Origin of the sequence: Enterococcus sp. FDAARGOS_375, from assembly GCF_002393265.1 — a bacterium.
GTDB classification, from domain to species: Bacteria; Bacillota; Bacilli; order Lactobacillales; family Enterococcaceae; genus Enterococcus_D; species Enterococcus_D innesii.
In genome coordinates, this window is sequence record NZ_CP023515.1 from 3,364,604 (window position 1) to 3,381,046 (window position 16,443).

General features: G+C 41.7%; 12 protein-coding genes and 1 pseudogene. 3 read left to right on the forward strand and 10 right to left on the reverse strand.

Features of this window, described 5'->3' with window-relative positions; genetic code table 11:
• Nucleotides 1-7 precede the first annotated feature (7 nt).
• On the reverse strand, nt 8-940 hold the full coding sequence (gene trxB / locus CO692_RS17405; RefSeq protein ID WP_015509534.1) for a thioredoxin-disulfide reductase: 933 nt from the start codon (nt 938-940) through the stop codon (nt 8-10).
• 185 nt (nt 941-1,125) lie between these two features.
• On the opposite strand from trxB, the gene CO692_RS17410 reads away from it, so the two are divergent.
• Both CO692_RS17410 and CO692_RS17415 read left to right on the forward strand, forming a co-directional pair.
• Complete coding sequence (locus CO692_RS17410) at nt 1,126-2,511, forward strand: MATE family efflux transporter (RefSeq protein WP_096742841.1); 1,386 nt, start codon at nt 1,126-1,128, stop codon at nt 2,509-2,511.
• A 152-nt stretch (nt 2,512-2,663) separates the two neighbouring features.
• On the forward strand, nt 2,664-3,134 hold the full coding sequence (locus CO692_RS17415; protein ID WP_077454296.1) for a glutathione peroxidase: 471 nt from the start codon (nt 2,664-2,666) through the stop codon (nt 3,132-3,134).
• A 231-nt stretch (nt 3,135-3,365) separates the two neighbouring features.
• Here CO692_RS17415 and CO692_RS17420 read toward each other — a convergent pair whose 3' ends face one another.
• Together CO692_RS17420 and CO692_RS17425 are read right to left on the reverse strand one after the other, a co-directional pair.
• Complete coding sequence (locus tag CO692_RS17420; protein ID WP_008378424.1) at nt 3,366-4,799, reverse strand: 6-phospho-beta-glucosidase; 1,434 nt, start codon at nt 4,797-4,799, stop codon at nt 3,366-3,368.
• Nucleotides 4,800-4,819: 20 nt separating this feature from the next.
• Nucleotides 4,820-6,211, reverse strand: coding sequence for a 6-phospho-beta-glucosidase (locus CO692_RS17425; protein WP_096742842.1), 1,392 nt, complete (start codon nt 6,209-6,211; stop codon nt 4,820-4,822).
• 260 nt (nt 6,212-6,471) lie between these two features.
• On the opposite strand from CO692_RS17425, the gene CO692_RS17435 reads away from it, so the two are divergent.
• On the forward strand, nt 6,472-7,392 hold the full coding sequence (locus CO692_RS17435; RefSeq protein ID WP_096742843.1) for a MurR/RpiR family transcriptional regulator: 921 nt from the start codon (nt 6,472-6,474) through the stop codon (nt 7,390-7,392).
• A gap of 78 nt (nt 7,393-7,470) precedes the next feature.
• Here CO692_RS17435 and CO692_RS17440 read toward each other — a convergent pair whose 3' ends face one another.
• From CO692_RS17440 to CO692_RS17470, 7 genes and pseudogenes are all read right to left on the reverse strand, one after another.
• Nucleotides 7,471-9,390, reverse strand: coding sequence for a beta-glucoside-specific PTS transporter subunit IIABC (locus tag CO692_RS17440; RefSeq protein WP_096742844.1), 1,920 nt, complete (start codon nt 9,388-9,390; stop codon nt 7,471-7,473).
• A 201-nt stretch (nt 9,391-9,591) separates the two neighbouring features.
• A complete protein-coding gene (gene licT, locus CO692_RS17445) occupies nt 9,592-10,434 on the reverse strand; it encodes a BglG family transcription antiterminator LicT (protein ID WP_081118096.1) in 843 nt (280 codons plus the stop codon).
• Nucleotides 10,435-10,739: 305 nt separating this feature from the next.
• Entirely contained in the window at nt 10,740-12,515 is a 1,776-nt protein-coding gene (locus CO692_RS17450; protein ID WP_096742845.1) for an ABC transporter ATP-binding protein, read from the reverse strand.
• The gene (locus tag CO692_RS17455) at nt 12,515-14,263 is read right to left on the reverse strand and encodes an ABC transporter ATP-binding protein (protein WP_096742846.1); all 1,749 of its coding nucleotides are present in this window, start codon (nt 14,261-14,263) and stop codon (nt 12,515-12,517) included. The genes CO692_RS17450 and CO692_RS17455 overlap by 1 nt, the downstream gene beginning before the upstream one ends.
• Nucleotides 14,264-14,463: 200 nt before the next feature.
• Complete coding sequence (locus CO692_RS17460; protein WP_005235432.1) at nt 14,464-14,682, reverse strand: YneF family protein; 219 nt, start codon at nt 14,680-14,682, stop codon at nt 14,464-14,466.
• 107 nt (nt 14,683-14,789) lie between these two features.
• Nucleotides 14,790-15,593 carry an ABC transporter permease gene (locus CO692_RS17465; RefSeq protein ID WP_005225815.1) on the reverse strand — a complete coding sequence of 268 codons (804 nt, stop codon included), beginning with the start codon at nt 15,591-15,593 and terminating at the stop codon, nt 14,790-14,792.
• Between the two features lie 46 nt (nt 15,594-15,639).
• Nucleotides 15,640-16,389: pseudogene (locus tag CO692_RS17470) on the reverse strand (ABC transporter ATP-binding protein); the annotation flags it as partial.
• Nucleotides 16,390-16,443 lie beyond the last annotated feature (54 nt).

Genomic DNA, 16,443 nt, shown 5'->3' on the forward strand with positions numbered 1-16,443 from the left:
CATTAGATTATTTTGTTAATTGAGCATCCTTTTGTGTTTCAATAAAATCAAACACTTGTTGACCAGCAATACTGCCATCGCCGACTGCCGTTGTGATTTGACGCAAGCCTTTTTCACGAACATCGCCAATCGCGTAAACACCAGGAATTGAAGTTTCCATCTGATCATTTGTCAAGATCCAGCCAGCATCATTCGTGATACCGCTAGCTTTGAATGGTTCTGTCAACGGATCTAAACCAACATAGATAAAGACACCGCCAGCAGCTTCTTCTGTCACTTCATCCGTTTTTACGTTTCTGATTTGCACGCCAGTTACGACCATCTCATTGCCTTTGATTTCTTCCACAACAGAATCCCAAATAAAAGAGATTTTCTCGTTGGCAAATGCGCGGTCTTGGATAATTTTTTGTGCTCGTAATTCGTCACGACGGTGAACGATCGTTACTTCAGAAGCAAATTGCGTTAAGTAGATAGCTTCTTCGACTGCTGAGTCGCCTCCACCAACAACGATCAAGCGTTTGTTACGGAAAAAGGCACCGTCACAAACCGCACAGTATGAAACTCCGCGTCCTGCGAATTCTTCTTCGCCTTTGACGCCTAACTTTCTATGTACACATCCTGTGGCAATGATGACTGTTTTCCCTTGATAGGTTTTGTCTTCGGTGGCAACTTCTTTGAACTCACCTTGATCCGTGATGCTTTGAACGATCCCATAGGCATTTTCAACACCAAATTTAATGGCACCTTCATACATTTTAAATGCTAGTTCAGGGCCTAATATTGATTCGAAGCCAGGATAGTTTTCAACCTCAGCCGTATTGTTCATTTGTCCGCCAGGTGCTCCTCGTTCAATCATTAGTACTGATAAATTCGATCTTGACGCATAAAGCGCTGCTGTCATCCCCGCAGGGCCTGCGCCGATGATAATTACATCATACATATATTTCCCTCCAATTTGGACTACCCATACTTTACTTTCAAAAGCAAATTCTTTCAACTCATCTGCTTACAAAAAATAATAAGATATTCCTGCTTTTACTTTTGAAAATTACATTGACTTTCTTTTCAATTTTTGTAAAATTTTCACGATACGTCTATTATATAGAAAATAAGGAGTCCTTACAATTGAATAAGAAAAAACTTTTAGGAAAATCAGATCGCGAACTGCTTTTCCTCAGCTGGCCGATTTTTGTTGAGCTATTTTTGCGGGTCGTTATTGGGAATATCAACGTTTGGATGATTTCTCATTACTCCGAGCCAGCAGTAGCGGCTGTCAGTGCCGCCAATCAACTGTTAAATTTAACGGTCTTTATTTACGGTTTCATCACCGTAGGTACTCAGATCATTATTGCCCAATTAATTGGTGCAAAAAAACGGGACCAGATCCCGAAAGTCATCAATACCGCTCTTTTTGGCTCATTATTCATTGGAATTTTAATCAGCTTAATGTTCCTTTTTGGCTCAACCTATCTCTTGCGTTTCATGGGACTGGATGCTGAATTAGTTGCCCTCGGGCATGGGTACTTACAAGTATATGGCGGAAGTCTGTTCCTTTCCTCGATCACGGCGGTCATAATTGCTGTTATGCGTAGCCACAGTTTCACAAAACCAGCGTTATTGGTACCGATGTTTGCTAGTATTCTAGCCGTGATTGGGAATTATTTTGTCTTATACAGCCCCTTCGGATTGCCGAATTTCGGTGTGACTGGATTGGCATTTTCTAGCGTCTTTGGTAATTCGATCGGTTTAGTAATTGCCGCAATATTACTGAAGAAGCACGTGAATTTTTCTGTTTTGTCTGCCCGTTTTTCGAACGTCTCTTGGGGTGTGATGAAAAACATTTTGACTTACGGATTGCCTTCTTCTGGTGAGTCTCTTTCCTATCAAGGTGCGCAAGTCGTGGTGACGATGATCGTGGCTCAACTTGGTGCAAGTGTCTTGATTGCGAAATCTTACGTAACAGCTATCACCCAATTTGTTTATTTGATTGCCTCCGCATTAAGTCAAGGGAATCAAATCATGATTGGCCGCAATGTCGGTGCTGGAGAATTCGATCGCGCGCATCAGCGAGGCATGCGCACGATGGTGATCGGGATCATTGCCTCAGTGACGATCTGTCTATTGACTTACTTGTTTATTGAGCCAATCATGGGAATCTTTACCTCCAACGCGGAAGTGATCGAGATTGCTAAAGGTGTCTTTTTGGTAGAGATCGTCTTAGAAACAGCTCGTGCAGTCAATATGATCCTTGTGGGTTCTTTGAATGCAAGTGGCGACGTGAAGTTCCCATTGATCTGCAGTCTGGTTGTTCTATGGGTCATCAGCTTACCGTTTTCTTACTCATTGGCGATCGTCTTTAAATTCGGTTTGATCGGCGTTTGGATCGCTTATGCCATTGACGAAGCACTCCGCAGTGTCTTAATGATCTATCGCTGGCATTCTGGTGTCTGGAAAACCAAGTCTGTCGTTCATCCCCAAGAAGCCGAACCAGAAGTCTTACCAGAAGCATAATTAAAGTCCAGCGGTCTCGGTGACTGCTGGACTTTTTATTTTCCATAAAAAATAAGATACCCCAAGAAGTTTGCTTGGTTTTTTTGAAGACTTTGCTCTATACTTGTCTCAGAAGCTATCGACTATGATTTACATTAAAAGGAGCGTTTGCTATGTCAATCTATGACTACCAAGCAACATTAGAAAACGGCGAAACGTATTCGCTAGCAAAATACGAAGGTCAACCGCTAGTGATTGTCAATACAGCTACGAAGTGCGGTTTGAGCCCGCAGTTCAAAGAATTACAAGGTCTTTATGAAACCTATAAAGACCAAGGGTTGGTCGTTTTAGGATTTCCTTCTGACCAGTTCAAACAAGAAGTCGGTTCAGCCGAAGAAGCCGCAGCCGCTTGCCGAACCACCTATGGTGTTGATTTTCCGATGCACAAGTTAACGGTGATCAATGGCAAAGACGCGGATCCCTTGTTTCGCTATTTGGAAGAAGAAGCACCGGGCACGCTAGGCAAAGCCATTAAATGGAATTTCACGAAATTTTTGGTGGATCGCCAAGGCAGAGTCGTTGAGCGTTTTGCTCCACAAACCAATCCTCAAAAAATGATTCCTGAAATTGAAAAAGTTCTTTAAAAAATTGATAAAGGCGACCTTAAGGGCAAAATATTTCATCCTTAAGGTCGCCTTTTTGTAATTGCTGCAACGCAAACATTTTACAACACTCTCATTGTCGGTTATCAAAAATATTTGAACCTCCATTTCTTCTTAAAGAAGCTGTTCGTTACAAAAGTTTTTAAAAAGACTTTAAAAAACTGCCGATGATCTCTTAGAGAATCTAAAGAGATCATCGGCAGCTTCTTTTGATTAGTTATTCGACAAATCTTCACCGTTTGAAGCAATCACTTGTTTGTACCAATCAAATGATTTTTTCTTTGTTCGTTTCAAGGTGCCGTTTCCTTCATTGTCACGGTCCACATAAATGAAACCATAGCGTTTTTTCATTTCACCGGTTCCAGCTGAAACTAAATCGATACAACCCCATGTGGTGTAGCCCAATAAATCGACACCATCTTGTTCAACCGCATCTTTCATTGCTTGGATATGCTCTGCCAAATATTGGATTCGATAGTCATCTTCCACATAACCATCTGCATCCGGTGTATCGACAGCTCCTAAGCCGTTTTCAACGATGAACAATGGTTTTTGGTAGCGATCATAAATGTCATTCATCGTGATCCGCAAACCAAGTGGATCAATTTGCCACCCCCACTCACTTGCTTCCAAGTATGGGTTTTTCACAGAGGCAAAAATATTGCCAGCCGTTTGTTCTAACAATTCAGCGTCCGTTGTTGATACGCGGGAAGAATAGTAAGAGAAAGAAATAAAGTCAACGGTATGAGCTTTCAACAGCTCAAGGTCGCCTTCTTCCATTTTGATTTCGATCCCATTGCGTTCCATTTCTTTCAGCGCATATTGTGGATATTCCCCACGTGATTGAACATCAATAAAGAAATAGTTTTCGCGATCTGCTTTGCGAGATTCCCAGACATCTTCTGGTTTGCTTGTATATGGATAGTATGCGCCAGCAGCTAACATACAACCTACTTTGTTCTCAGGATCGACTTCATGAGCGATTTTCGTTGCGATCGCAGAGGCCAACAGCTCATGGTGAGCCGCTTGGTATTTCACTTGCTCAACGTTATCGCCTTCTTCAAAGTACAAACCTGCTCCCATAAATGGCGCATGTAGAATCATGTTGATCTCGTTAAAGGTCAACCAGTATTTTACTAATCCTTTGTAGCGGTTGAAAATCACGTTACACAAGTTTTCATAGAATCCGACTAATTCACGAGAACGCCATGCCCCGTATTTTTCAACTAAATGCATCGGACAATCAAAGTGAGTGATCGTTACTAACGGTTCGATCCCGTATTTGTGGCATTCTTTGAAAAGATCTTCATAGAATTTCAAGCCGTCTTCATTTGGTTCTGTTTCATCCCCTTTAGGGAAAATCCGACTCCAAGCGATCGACAAGCGGTAGGTTTTAAAGCCCATTTCGCCAAATAATGCGATGTCTTCTTTGTAGCGATGATACATATCGATCGCTTCTTTTGCTGGGTAGAAATGTTCGTCATCAAAATCAAACATTTTCATTTGACCAGTAATCACTGGAAAACGATCTTTGCCGATCGGTACCACGTCTACGTTTGCTAAGCCGCGTCCGCCTTCTTGGTAGCCTCCTTCACATTGATTGGCAGCTGTTGCGCCGCCCCATAAAAAGTCTTTTCTAAATGCCATGTTTCTTTCCTACTTTCTCTTTATTTAACGAGTTCGCGATCAAGTTCGCGGGCTACTTCATCTTGTACTTCGACGCCTTCTTTTTCAAGACGTGCGATCGTTTCCTTAAATTTCGGCAAGTGATCTTTGTGGGCAATAAACAGTTCGTCCATGACACGTTTTGCCGTATCCCCTGATGGAACCAGTGGGTTGATGGTGAATGCTTGTAATGCGATATTGTAATCCCCAGTCACAGCGGCTTCGATCGTCAATAATTCCATTGCTTTCATTACCTGTAACCAACCTTTTTCAGCTGTTGGTAACTCACCAAAGGCAACATTTCTCGCGCCTTGTCCACCAACGTAAGCGGTCACTTCAACTACGCAATCGGCAGGTAGATCAGGCACGGCGCCTTCATTTTTGGTTGAAACGACGATTTGGGTATTTTTATTAGCATAAATGGAAGCAATCGTTTCACACGCTGCATCTGAGTAGTAAGCACCCCCACGTTTTTGCAGCTGTTCAGGTTTATGATCCAATTCAGGATCTTTGTACAACTCAAACAATTCGGCTTCGGTTTGTTTTACTTGTTGCGCGCGCGTACCGACAGTCTTGTATTCTTCGATCGCATGATTCAACATTTCTTCTTGACGATAGTAGTAACGGTGATACCCACAAGGGATCATCTTCATTTGTTCCAGCTGTTCTTTGTAAAATGGTACATCAAAGATATTCTTCGGTAAGCCATTGTCTTCTTCATACATTTTATCAATAATGTCCATCGTTACATCGTTGCCGTGTGAATCAGCAACTTTGTGCCAGTGGAAGTGGTTCAATCCTGCAAATTTGTAAATCAATTCATCCGGTTCTTTGCCAATTAAGGCTGGCTCAATCATGGTTGCCATGACTGGCACATTACACAACCCGATGACTTTGTCCCATTTTCCGTAACGCACGATTGCTTCTGTCACCATGCCGCTTGGATTCGCAAAATTGATCAACCAAGCATCCGGACATAAACGTTTCATGTCTTCAACAATTTCAAGAATGATCGGTACCGTACGGAACGCTTTGAACATTCCCCCAGGGCCATTGGTTTCTTGACCAATCATGCCGTAATAGGCAGGAATTCGTTCATCTTTGATGCGGGCATTCAACAACCCTACTCGGAATTGAGTCGTAACGAAATCGGCATCCTTTAGCGCTTCTTCTCGATCCAATGTCATGTGGATTTTTACATCATAAGGCGTGGCGTCCCACATTCGTTGTGCCATCGCACCTACGATTTCTAATTTCTCTTTTCCTGCTTCGATATCTGCTAGCCAAATTTCACGAATCGGCAATTCTTCATAGCGTTTGATAAAGCCTTCCATTAACTCCGGGGTATAGCTGCTGCCGCCACCAATGGTTGCAATTTTAATTCCTTTTGTCATTGTATTGCTCCTTTGCTATTTTATTTACATTCTTATTATCATTCATAAAAACATTTGATTCAATGTAAATAGCTTATTTAGAAAAAGCGTTTGCAAATCTCGCTTCTTCTAGCAGGTGTTTTGTAAAAAAGATTTACAAAGAGCATAAAATAAGGAATAATTAGTATATAAACGATTAACCAGGTACTTAATAAAGAAGAAATTCTGTAAAAACCATTTACAAATTATAACAAAAAAATGTAAAAAGGAGTCTACATACCATGTTGCTACAAGAAAAAATGCGCCAAATCAAACTAGCACCCGCGGAACGATCGTTGATCGATTATTTATTAGACAACCCGACTGCGATGGCGGATCAAACCATCAAGGAATTGTCAGAAAAAACCTACGTTCATCCTTCTACTTTTATTCGGATCGCCAAAAAATTAGGCTTCAATGGTTGGCTCGATTTAAAAACGGCCTTTGTGGAAGAGCAAACTTATATGAGCAGCCATTTTACCGATGTGGATGCGAACTTTCCTTTTTCCTCCCATGACGGCATTATGACCATCGCCAAAAAGTTGGCAAAACTTGAACAAACAACGATTGAAGATACACTTTCCTTGATCCATCATGATGAATTACAAAAAGCGAAACAATCGTTGCTCAATGCCAACCATATCAAGATCTTCGCCAGCAATGCCAATACATTGATTTCTCAAGACTTTGTTTTGAAGATGCGACGTTTAGGAAAAAACATCCACGTCTGCGATACCTTCGGCGAAAGTGCCTATGAGGCTTCCAACTGTACCTCCGATACGACTGCGATTTTGATCTCTTATACTGGCGAAAATAAAATGGTCAAAGAAATTGGGAAGATCCTTGCCGAACGGCAGGTTTCCATCATTGGCATGACGAGTATCGGGGAGAACTCCTTGGCAAAATTAAGTAATTGTGTTTTGAATATCACGACAAGAGAAAGGCTCTACTCAAAGATCGCCAACTTTACGATCAATACATCGGTTTGCTACTTGCTGGATTTGTTGTATGCAGTCGTTTTTTCGGAGCATTACGAGAAAAATCTGCAGCATTTGATCGATATTGGGATGGCTTACGACAAGCGCCCTACATCATCAACGATTATTGCTGAACCAACCTACGATAAAAATCTTCATTATAAAGACTCACTGTTTCCCAATTAAATGAATATCAAAAAGCGATCGCGCCTTCACGACCGATCGCTTTTATCTCTATATAGCTGTTTTGTAGGTAAACATTTTCTAAACTAAAGCCGTGATCAAATCATCGGAACAGCCAACTTCTCGTTTGTCAGACTCGATGATATCCAAATAATCGGCGGAGTTGGTAACTAATACTGGCGTCTCAATATTGAATCCAGCTTTGATCAATGCATCTTTATCAAAGCTGATCAGTTTTTGCCCACGAGTGACTTTATCTCCTTGCTTCACATGCGCTTCAAAGAATTCGCCATTTAACTGAACCGTATCCAAACCAATATGAATCAATAGCTCTAAGCCGTTATCAGAAATCAATCCAATGGCATGTTTCGTTGGGAACAAGGTCATTACTGTGCCATCAAAAGGAGCCACAACTTCACCTTTTGAAGGGTGGATCAAGATTCCTTTTCCTAGCACTCCTTGAGCAAAGGCTTCATCTTTTGCGCTGCTCAATGGTGCGATGGTTCCTTCCACTGGAGAAGTGATCACTTCTTTCCGAACGGTCATCGCTGGTTGTCCTTCTGCAATTTCTTCTTCCACTGCATCATCTTTCCAGAAAGCCATCGTCAAACCAAAGCCAATCGCTGCCGAAATGGCAATTGCAATCAGAGAAGTCCACATGCCACTCGCATCTCCATCCGGTGTGATGAAATTAAAAATTCCGAAAATACCAAGTCCGCCCATTGTGTATCCTGTTACACCATTGACCATCAAGAACAGACCCCCAACAGCCCCACCGATCATGGAATAAATGAAAGGTGTTTTTTTAGGAAGAGTGATTCCATAAATTGCTGGTTCAGTTACACCAAAAATACCAGAAATGATTGCTGGAGGGCACAATGCTTTCATCTTTTTGTCTCTTAATTTGAAATACATTGCAACGACAACAGCTGTTTGAGCAAAACTAGCTCCAAATGAACCTGTCAACACTTGACTGAATCCTTGTTGAGTAACTTGCATAATCGCTAGTGGAACAACTGACCAATGTAAGCCGAAAATAACCAAGACTTGCCAGAAGAATCCTAGAATGAGACCATAGATTGCTGGCGAGAAGTCCATTAGTGCTTGGAATCCAGCACTCAATAAATCTGTCAACACGCTGATTATTGGACCAATAATCAAGAACCCAACAGGTAAAGCAATCAGCAAAACAAAAAATGGCACTAGGAAAGTTTGTACTACGCTTGGAATCACCTTTCTTGCAAGCTTCTGAATCTGTGCAGCAAATGCAATAATGAAAATAACTGGTACGACACTACTTGTATAGGTTGCGCCCACCCATGGAATACCTAAGAAAGTTTGGTAGGCTGATTGTCCAAGTAAGCTATAGGGTGCTGCTGCCCCTTCTCCGGAAACTGCAGTAAACGCTGTTTGTAGTGCAGTGCCTTGAATCGTTGGGTAGCATAATGCAGCTCCAATAACGATACCGACCATTGGATTCAAACGGAATTTTTTTGCAGAAGTATAACCTAAAATCACAGGCATGAACATAAATATTGCGTCACCGATCGCATTCAACATCACATATGTTCCTGATTCTGCTGTATAATTGAACCAACCTTGTGTGCCTAAAAAGACTAATAATGCATTAAATCCTTTGATCATACCAGCAGCTGCTAACGCACCTAAGAAAGGCTGAAAACATCCACTGAGGATGTCAATCAGACGATTGAATATATTCCCACCAGAACTTTCTTCTTCAGCATCACCACTGATTCCTGCAACATCGATCACTTCTGCATAGACATCTGGCACATGGTTTCCGATAACCACCTGGTATTGACCGCCACTCTTCATGACCGTCACTACCCCATCCATGTTCTTTAAGACTTCATCATTTGCGACGCCTTCATCCTTTAATTTAAAACGCAGGCGTGTGATACAATGCGTCAAGCTATTGATGTTCTCTTTTCCACCGACATTTGCGACAATTTTTTCTGCTAATTCACGATATTTTCCCATTTTTGATTCCTCCAATTTTTTTGTATTGAAGGTTTAGCCAACTGAATGTCACTATCCAAAATGTTTTCTTTTTTTGATTTCTTGCTGCATGGTCAGATGTCTTGAAGCTGACGTTTGATAAGAATCATTGCGAAGAAACTTTTCTTTTTTGACACCTTCTCATGAATCAAAAAATCCTTCTCCTTTCTTGTTTTTTTTCAATCAACGATTCTTTTGCACAAGTCTGGCAATATGAATCGTTAAATACAAACTTTCGTCACTGGACATTTGATACTGATACTGATTTTCTAATAGTTCAGCGATTTTTTGTACGCATTGATACGCATTTCGATACTTCACTTTGACCATAGCCAAAAGATCTTCATCGGTTTCATCCGCATGAGGGGTATGGTTTTGCATTCTTGAGACAAAAAATTTCAAATGCGTAGTGAAGCGATAAAAATAAACGGACTCTTCATCAAAGGTTGTTTTGAAAAAATATTTAACAATGTTTATGATGTCTTGCATTGTTTGGGTTAGTTCAGCAATATTGCCTTGGTCACCATTCTCAGTTTGCGCATTGACGAGATGCAGAGCAATAAAGCCAGCTTCGTCATCTGGCAGCTGAATCCCGTAATGTTCTTTGATTTTCTCTACTGTTTTGCAGCCTATTTGGTACTCATCGGGGAAAAAACGCTTGATATCCCACAATAAGACATTTTTGACCGTCATTCCTTTTTTTGATCGTTCAATGGCACAGTGCATGTGATCCGTCAACGAGATGTAAATGGAATCATTGATTGGGGAAGACAATTCTCGCCGAGCATACTCAATGATCTCATTGGATAATTCAAGATATTCCAGTGGTAAGTCAGCAAGCAGCTCTTGAAATTGAGATAAGATCGTCTGATTTTCTAAGCGATACACTTTATCGATCGCTTCTGAAGAAATGTCATCCCCCACTTTTTTCTTAAATGCAATCCCCCGCCCCATAACAATAATCTCGTTTTGACTTTGATCGGTAGTGATCACAACATTATTGTTTAACACTTTACTGATTTTCATGTCCTACCCCCACTTACTTTATCATTGCGGATATGGTTCATTGCTTATCTTTATTGCTGAGCCAACAGTCAACACAGAAAAAACCTCATGAAAGCAGCGCAAATACCGCAGCTTCATCAGGTTTAGCTTGTTAAAAATCAACAATCACTATCCATTAGAACCAGTTTTATTATCTTTATCATAGCAAAGGTAGAAAGCGCTGTCAATCGTTGTTCGTTATTTTTATATTCATCCCTTCCTTCTTTTTTCATACAAAAAAACCTTAAAAACAAAAGTCTTTAAGGTTAGCTTTACTAATAAAACTATTAAACTTCACTTGCCTGCAAACGATACATATCGGCATACAACCCTTTTTGAGCCAAAAGTTCATCGTGGGTGCCTCGTTCGACGATCGAGCCTTTATCAAGCACCAAAATCAACTCGGCATCGCGGATGGTAGACAACCGATGGGCGATCGCGATCGTGGTTCGCCCTTGACGCATATTGGCCAACCCTTCTTGGATCAGTCCTTCTGTTTCAGTATCAATATTTGCAGTCGCCTCATCCAAGACCAGAACTTTCGGATCGGTCACCATCGTGCGGGCAAAGGAGATCAATTGTCGCTGACCGCTTGAATAACTGGCACCCCGCTCAATCACTTTGGCGTGGTATTTACCAGGTAGTTTTTGAATGAAAGCATCTGCTTGAACAAATTTTGCTGCTGCTTCAATCTGTTCCTCATCAATATCCTGATTTAATAAGCGGATATTGTCAGCAATGTCCCCATAAAACATGAAGGCATCTTGTAATACGAGTCCGACTTTTTTCCGAAGCTCTTCCATCGTAAAGTCGCGGATATCTTGATCGTCGATCAAAATTTGCCCTTCCCCGAATTCGTAAAAACGCATCAGCACATTGATGATCGAGCTCTTGCCACTTCCTGTGTGACCGACTAAAGCCACGGTCTCACCTGGATAGGCGATGAAAGAAATATGATTCAATACGTTGTTTTTTCCATCATAGGAAAAACTGACATCGCGAAATTCGATTTTTCCTTTGGTGATGGTTTGACTGGCATTGGGGTTTTGCTGCGGCGTATATTCTTCATTATCCATAATCTTCAAAATACGGCTGCCGGCGACCATCCCATCAGTAAAGACGCTGAGAAAATCCATCATCTGTGTCATGGGATTAAAAAATCCTTGAATATAGGTCGTAAAGGCGAAAATCAACCCGACTTCAATGGGCGATTCTAAAGCATCAAACCCAAAGACCGTCAATGACAAGGCGATCGCTAAGGCATACAACAAACTAATGATTGGTGATAATAGCAGCGCATTCGTGCGGATCATGGCGTATCTAGTTTTCAAATAATCATCGTTGGTCGCTTCGAATTCTTCATTCAGCCGCGCCTCTTGGCGGAATTGTTGAATGATCTGCATACCAGAAATCGATTCATTCAATTTCGTATTCAGCTGACTCAGTTTTTCCCGCATTTGACGATAGATACGAGAGCTGAATTTTTGATAATACCAGATGACTACCATTAGGATTGGCAGAAAAATCAAGTTTAATAAGGCGATTTTGACGTTGATGCGGAACATGGCGGCAAAAGAAGAAACCACCGCAAAAATTCCTGTCAATACCATCAAGAAGACATACCAAAATTCATACAATGTTTCTGTGTCGTTGCTGACCCGTGAAACGATTGACCCTGCTGGTGTCTGATCGAAATAGCGCATCCCAAGACTATGCAATTTTTCAAATAATTTTGCTCGAATATATTGATAGGTTTTTAAAGAACCCATCGAATAAAGGAACCATTGGAAAAACCAAATCACAGCTTTTACCAACACCCCAAAGAAATACAGCGCAGCAAAGAAATAAATGACTTGCTGGGTCGCCGTTTGATTGGTCAAATAATTATCCATAAAGGTTTGAATGATCAAAGGCAACAAGATATTGACGATCGATAGCACAAAAGCAAAAAAGATCGCTGCATAGAAGGTTTTTCGAAATGGCTTGGCAAAAAGGAACATTCGTTTGATGATGTTTTTTTGCTCTTTAAAGGGAATCGATTTGCTCCATTCTGATTCTTGCATTAGGCTTCACTCCCTTCGATTTTGGCTTCTAATTGCTGTTTGTCCCACATTTTTTTATACCAGCCATTTGCAGCCAATAATTGTTCATGGGTCCCGCGTTCACTGATTTTCCCATTGTCGATCACCAGAATTTCTTCTGCGTGCTTGACACTGCTTAGGCGGTGAGCAGCAATGATTGTTGTTTTATTCTGACGGAAGGTCCGTAACTGTTGTAAAATAGCTTCTTCCGTTTTGGCATCTACTGCTGAAAGGGCGTCATCTAAAATCAATAATTCTGGATCAGTGATCAAGGCACGGGCAATGGATAACCGCTGTTTTTGTCCGCCGGAAAGAGAAACACCACGTTCCCCCACCATCGTTTCGTACCCTTCAGGAAACTGACTAATATCCTCATGGATCACTGCTAATCCAGCAGCCGCTTCCACTTCTGCTTGAGAAGCTCGTGGTTGCGCAAAGCGGATATTGTCTCGAATCGTCATGGAAAACAAGAAATGATCTTGCGGAACATAGCCAATCGAACCCAAAAGAGCATTCAAGGAGTATTGCTTGCTATCGATGCCCCCGAAGGTGATCGCTCCATCAAATGAATCATACTCTCGCAACAAGAGCTTCATCAAAGAGGTTTTTCCAGCACCGGTTTTCCCGACGACACCTAGTGTCTGACCCGCTGGCAAAGTAAAGTGGATGTCTTGCAGGGCAAAATCATCTCCTTGATAGTGAAACTCATTGATTTGAACGTTCACCGTTCCTTGGGCTGGGGCATCGACCGCATCTTTGGCTTCAATAATATGGGTCTTTGCCGGCAACAATTCGGCAACCCGATCATAACTAGCATTGCCTCGTTCCAGCACATTAAACAGACGTCCGATGGCAAACATCGGCCAAACTAACATACCGATATAACTGATGAAGGATACCAATTGACCGATCGAGATGGTACCGTCCATAACATAATTACCGCCAACGATGATCGTCAGCACATAGGAGATTCCGATGATGATCGTAATAAACGGATCAAACAAGGCATCCAGAAAATTGACTTTGCGGTTTTTGATAATGGCATGGTCGATTTTGGTTTGAAAATCAGCGATGTCCTCTTTTTCCTGTCCAAAAGTTTTGATGACTTTCATCCCAGTAATACTTTCTTGGGCTTTGTCGTTGATGGAAGAAAAGGCTTCTTGCGAGTCACGAAACGCATCATGCAATTTGCTACCAAGAACCCGTGCCATGACTGCTAAGAAAGGCAGCGGCAATAGAGCAATGATCGTTAACCGCCAGTCGATAAAGAGAACCATCGCAATGATGGTTGCCCCTCCCGAGATGAAGGAATCGGCAAAGGTTAAGATCCCCGCCCCTGCCACATTTTGGATGGCATTCAAGTCATTGGTGGCATGGGCCATCAAATCACCTGTCCGATGCTTTTGATAAAACAACTGATCCATCCTTGTAAAATGTGCAAATAGCTGTCTGCGTAACGTTTTTTCTAGCCGAGCAGCACTGCCCCAGATATGCGTCCGCCAGACGAAACGGAACACGTATTGAGCGATGGCTGAAGCAATCAAGATCATGACCCAAAAAAAGATCGTCTGCATCGAGATCTCTTTTTCCGCAATCTCATCGATGATGATCCCGATAACTTTTGGGGGTGCCAACTGTACCAAGGCGACTAGGACTAAAGAGCCTACGCCTAACAAATAATGTTTCTTTTCTTGTTTAAAAAACCAACCTAACTTCCTAAATATTGACATAACACTCTCCATTTCTTTGTGACCTGTTGCCTAAATTTTGCAATTTTTCCGAATATTCATTGGATTCGGATTCGATTGCTCCCCCGCTATTCACAGAACGTAAATAGAAAAAGTAGCCTGGGGACATTTTTTATTAGTTGCTGCGTTTTGCCGCAATAAAAAGCGAGCTGATAAAATCAGCCCGCTTTTTAGAAAAAAACCTACTTTTGGTTTTTCATTTGCTGCATCATCTGACGAATCTTTTTCTCAGAAGGTTTTTGACCCATTGACATCATCATCGAGCGAAGCATATCCTCATTAACGGGAGGATTTTTCTTTAGATAATCTTGCATATATTTACGCGCCAAAAAGAAGCCGCCGACAGCGCCTAGTAATGCTGCAACAACAGCGATCACGATTACGATTCCTACACTAACCATTCGAAAACTCTCCTTTCTCTTGTACTCTCAATGAATCATTTTACTAGAAAAAAACACAAAAAGAAAGAGTGAAAGCTGGATTTATCCAAAAACTTTCACTCGTTTCCTCAACTTAATGCGACATCTCTTTTGTTGAATAACCAATTTGTTAAAAGGTAGATTAAAACACTGTAAACAAGGATCCCGATCGCCATTTCCCAATAGCCCAATCCCGGATCAAAGGCAGTCATCTGCATGTCAGGACTATTTAATACACTCGGTATCTGCTCTTTAATATTCATAAAATTAAATGGATTCCACTTCAGCCATGGGTATTTTTCTTGCGCAAAAAGCATGATCGAGTTGATGATACTGCTTCCAAACAACATACCCAAGCCTAAGCCTACCGCCAGGCTTTGAGAGCGAATGACGGCGGAGATAAAGATGGTCAATGCAATATAAAAGACGATCAATAGCAAGTTGGTTCCCGCAAAAACAAGGGCAACGAGAATCGCCGCTAGCCCGTTGTAGCCAGTAGCAGCAAAAGGTGATTCAGCTGCTAAAAATAAATTGGCAGCTGCTAAACTACTGATGAGTAAAACAGCGGTCCCTAACAGCGCAAATAAAAACGTGTTGATGGCTTTTGCTGCTAAGATTTGGCTTCTGGAAAAAGGCCGAATCAATAAGAACTTGATCGTTCCACGACTGAACTCTTCCGCCACTGAAGAAGCTGCCACAATCACTACAAATAAGTTTAAGAACGACGTCATATCGCTTAAAGAAGCGAATAAATCATTGGCCCCAATTTCTGGACTACCTAAGCGTACAACATAGGTCAAGCCAAACGTCATTAAAACCAATAAAAGCAGCATGATCCAAGTAGAACGCTTTTTGGTTAATTTGATCCATTCATTTTTAATCAATGTCAGCATGCTTACAAACCTCCTTCTTCGGTCCAAGCCAAGAATGTATCTTCTAAAGAAGATTGCTTTGTCCGTAGTTCTTTTAAGCCGATACCCGCCGTCACGATCGCTGCAGCGATTTCAGAACGCTGATCTGTTTGCAGCGTGACGTGCATTTCGTCTTCTACCTGCAAGACCTCGACTTCAAAGGAAGCTTTTAACAGTGCTTCGGTTTGCAAGTTATCATCAGTTTTGATGATCAACACATTTTTCTCTGCTTTCAACTCTGCCATTGCTACTTGATGGGTGACTTTTCCTTTTTGCACCACGATCAAATGATCCGCAATTTGCTCGATGTCGCTTAACTGATGACTGGAAACTAAAACCGAGACCCCTTTTGCTCGCAAAGAAAGAATCATTTCCCGAAACTCCCGCATGCCTTTAGGATCCAGACCATTCATCGGTTCATCTAAAACTAATAAGTCTGGTTGATGGACCAATGCCTGGGCAACACCTAAACGCTGACGCATCCCTAATGAATAGGTTTTGACTTTTTGATGGATATGTCCTTCTAAATGCACCTGACGGATCAGGGCTTCTAGCTCAGAGGCTGTGCCTTTTTTCTTCGCCATACGCTGATACTGCATCAAATTCTCATAACCGGTCATATAATTATAAAACTCAGGATTCTCAACGATCGCTCCGACTGAGGCAATCGCTGTTTTAAAAGAAGAATCCAATAAATTTCCCATAATGGCAATCGATCCTGTGTTGTGCTTCATCAAGCCAACGATCATTCGGATGATCGTCGTCTTCCCAGCCCCATTGGGCCCTAATAAACCAACGACTTGTCCTTGGTCCACCACAAAGGAAACATCAT

Bases quoted from the DNA above. Each gene is read 5' to 3' on its own strand.
- trxB (WP_015509534.1), bottom strand. From the start codon at position 940: ATGTATGATGTAATTATCATCGGCGCAGGCCCTGCGGGGATGACAGCA.
- CO692_RS17415 (WP_077454296.1), top strand. From the start codon at position 2,664: ATGTCAATCTATGACTACCAAGCAACATTAGAAAACGGCGAAACGTAT.
- CO692_RS17420 (WP_008378424.1), bottom strand. From the start codon at position 4,799: ATGGCATTTAGAAAAGACTTTTTATGGGGCGGCGCAACAGCTGCCAAT.
- CO692_RS17425 (WP_096742842.1), bottom strand. From the start codon at position 6,211: ATGACAAAAGGAATTAAAATTGCAACCATTGGTGGCGGCAGCAGCTAT.
- CO692_RS17435 (WP_096742843.1), top strand. From the start codon at position 6,472: ATGTTGCTACAAGAAAAAATGCGCCAAATCAAACTAGCACCCGCGGAA.
- CO692_RS17440 (WP_096742844.1), bottom strand. From the start codon at position 9,390: ATGGGAAAATATCGTGAATTAGCAGAAAAAATTGTCGCAAATGTCGGT.
- licT (WP_081118096.1), bottom strand. From the start codon at position 10,434: ATGAAAATCAGTAAAGTGTTAAACAATAATGTTGTGATCACTACCGAT.
- CO692_RS17450 (WP_096742845.1), bottom strand. From the start codon at position 12,515: ATGCAAGAATCAGAATGGAGCAAATCGATTCCCTTTAAAGAGCAAAAA.
- CO692_RS17455 (WP_096742846.1), bottom strand. From the start codon at position 14,263: ATGTCAATATTTAGGAAGTTAGGTTGGTTTTTTAAACAAGAAAAGAAA.
- CO692_RS17460 (WP_005235432.1), bottom strand. From the start codon at position 14,682: ATGGTTAGTGTAGGAATCGTAATCGTGATCGCTGTTGTTGCAGCATTA.
- CO692_RS17465 (WP_005225815.1), bottom strand. From the start codon at position 15,593: ATGCTGACATTGATTAAAAATGAATGGATCAAATTAACCAAAAAGCGT.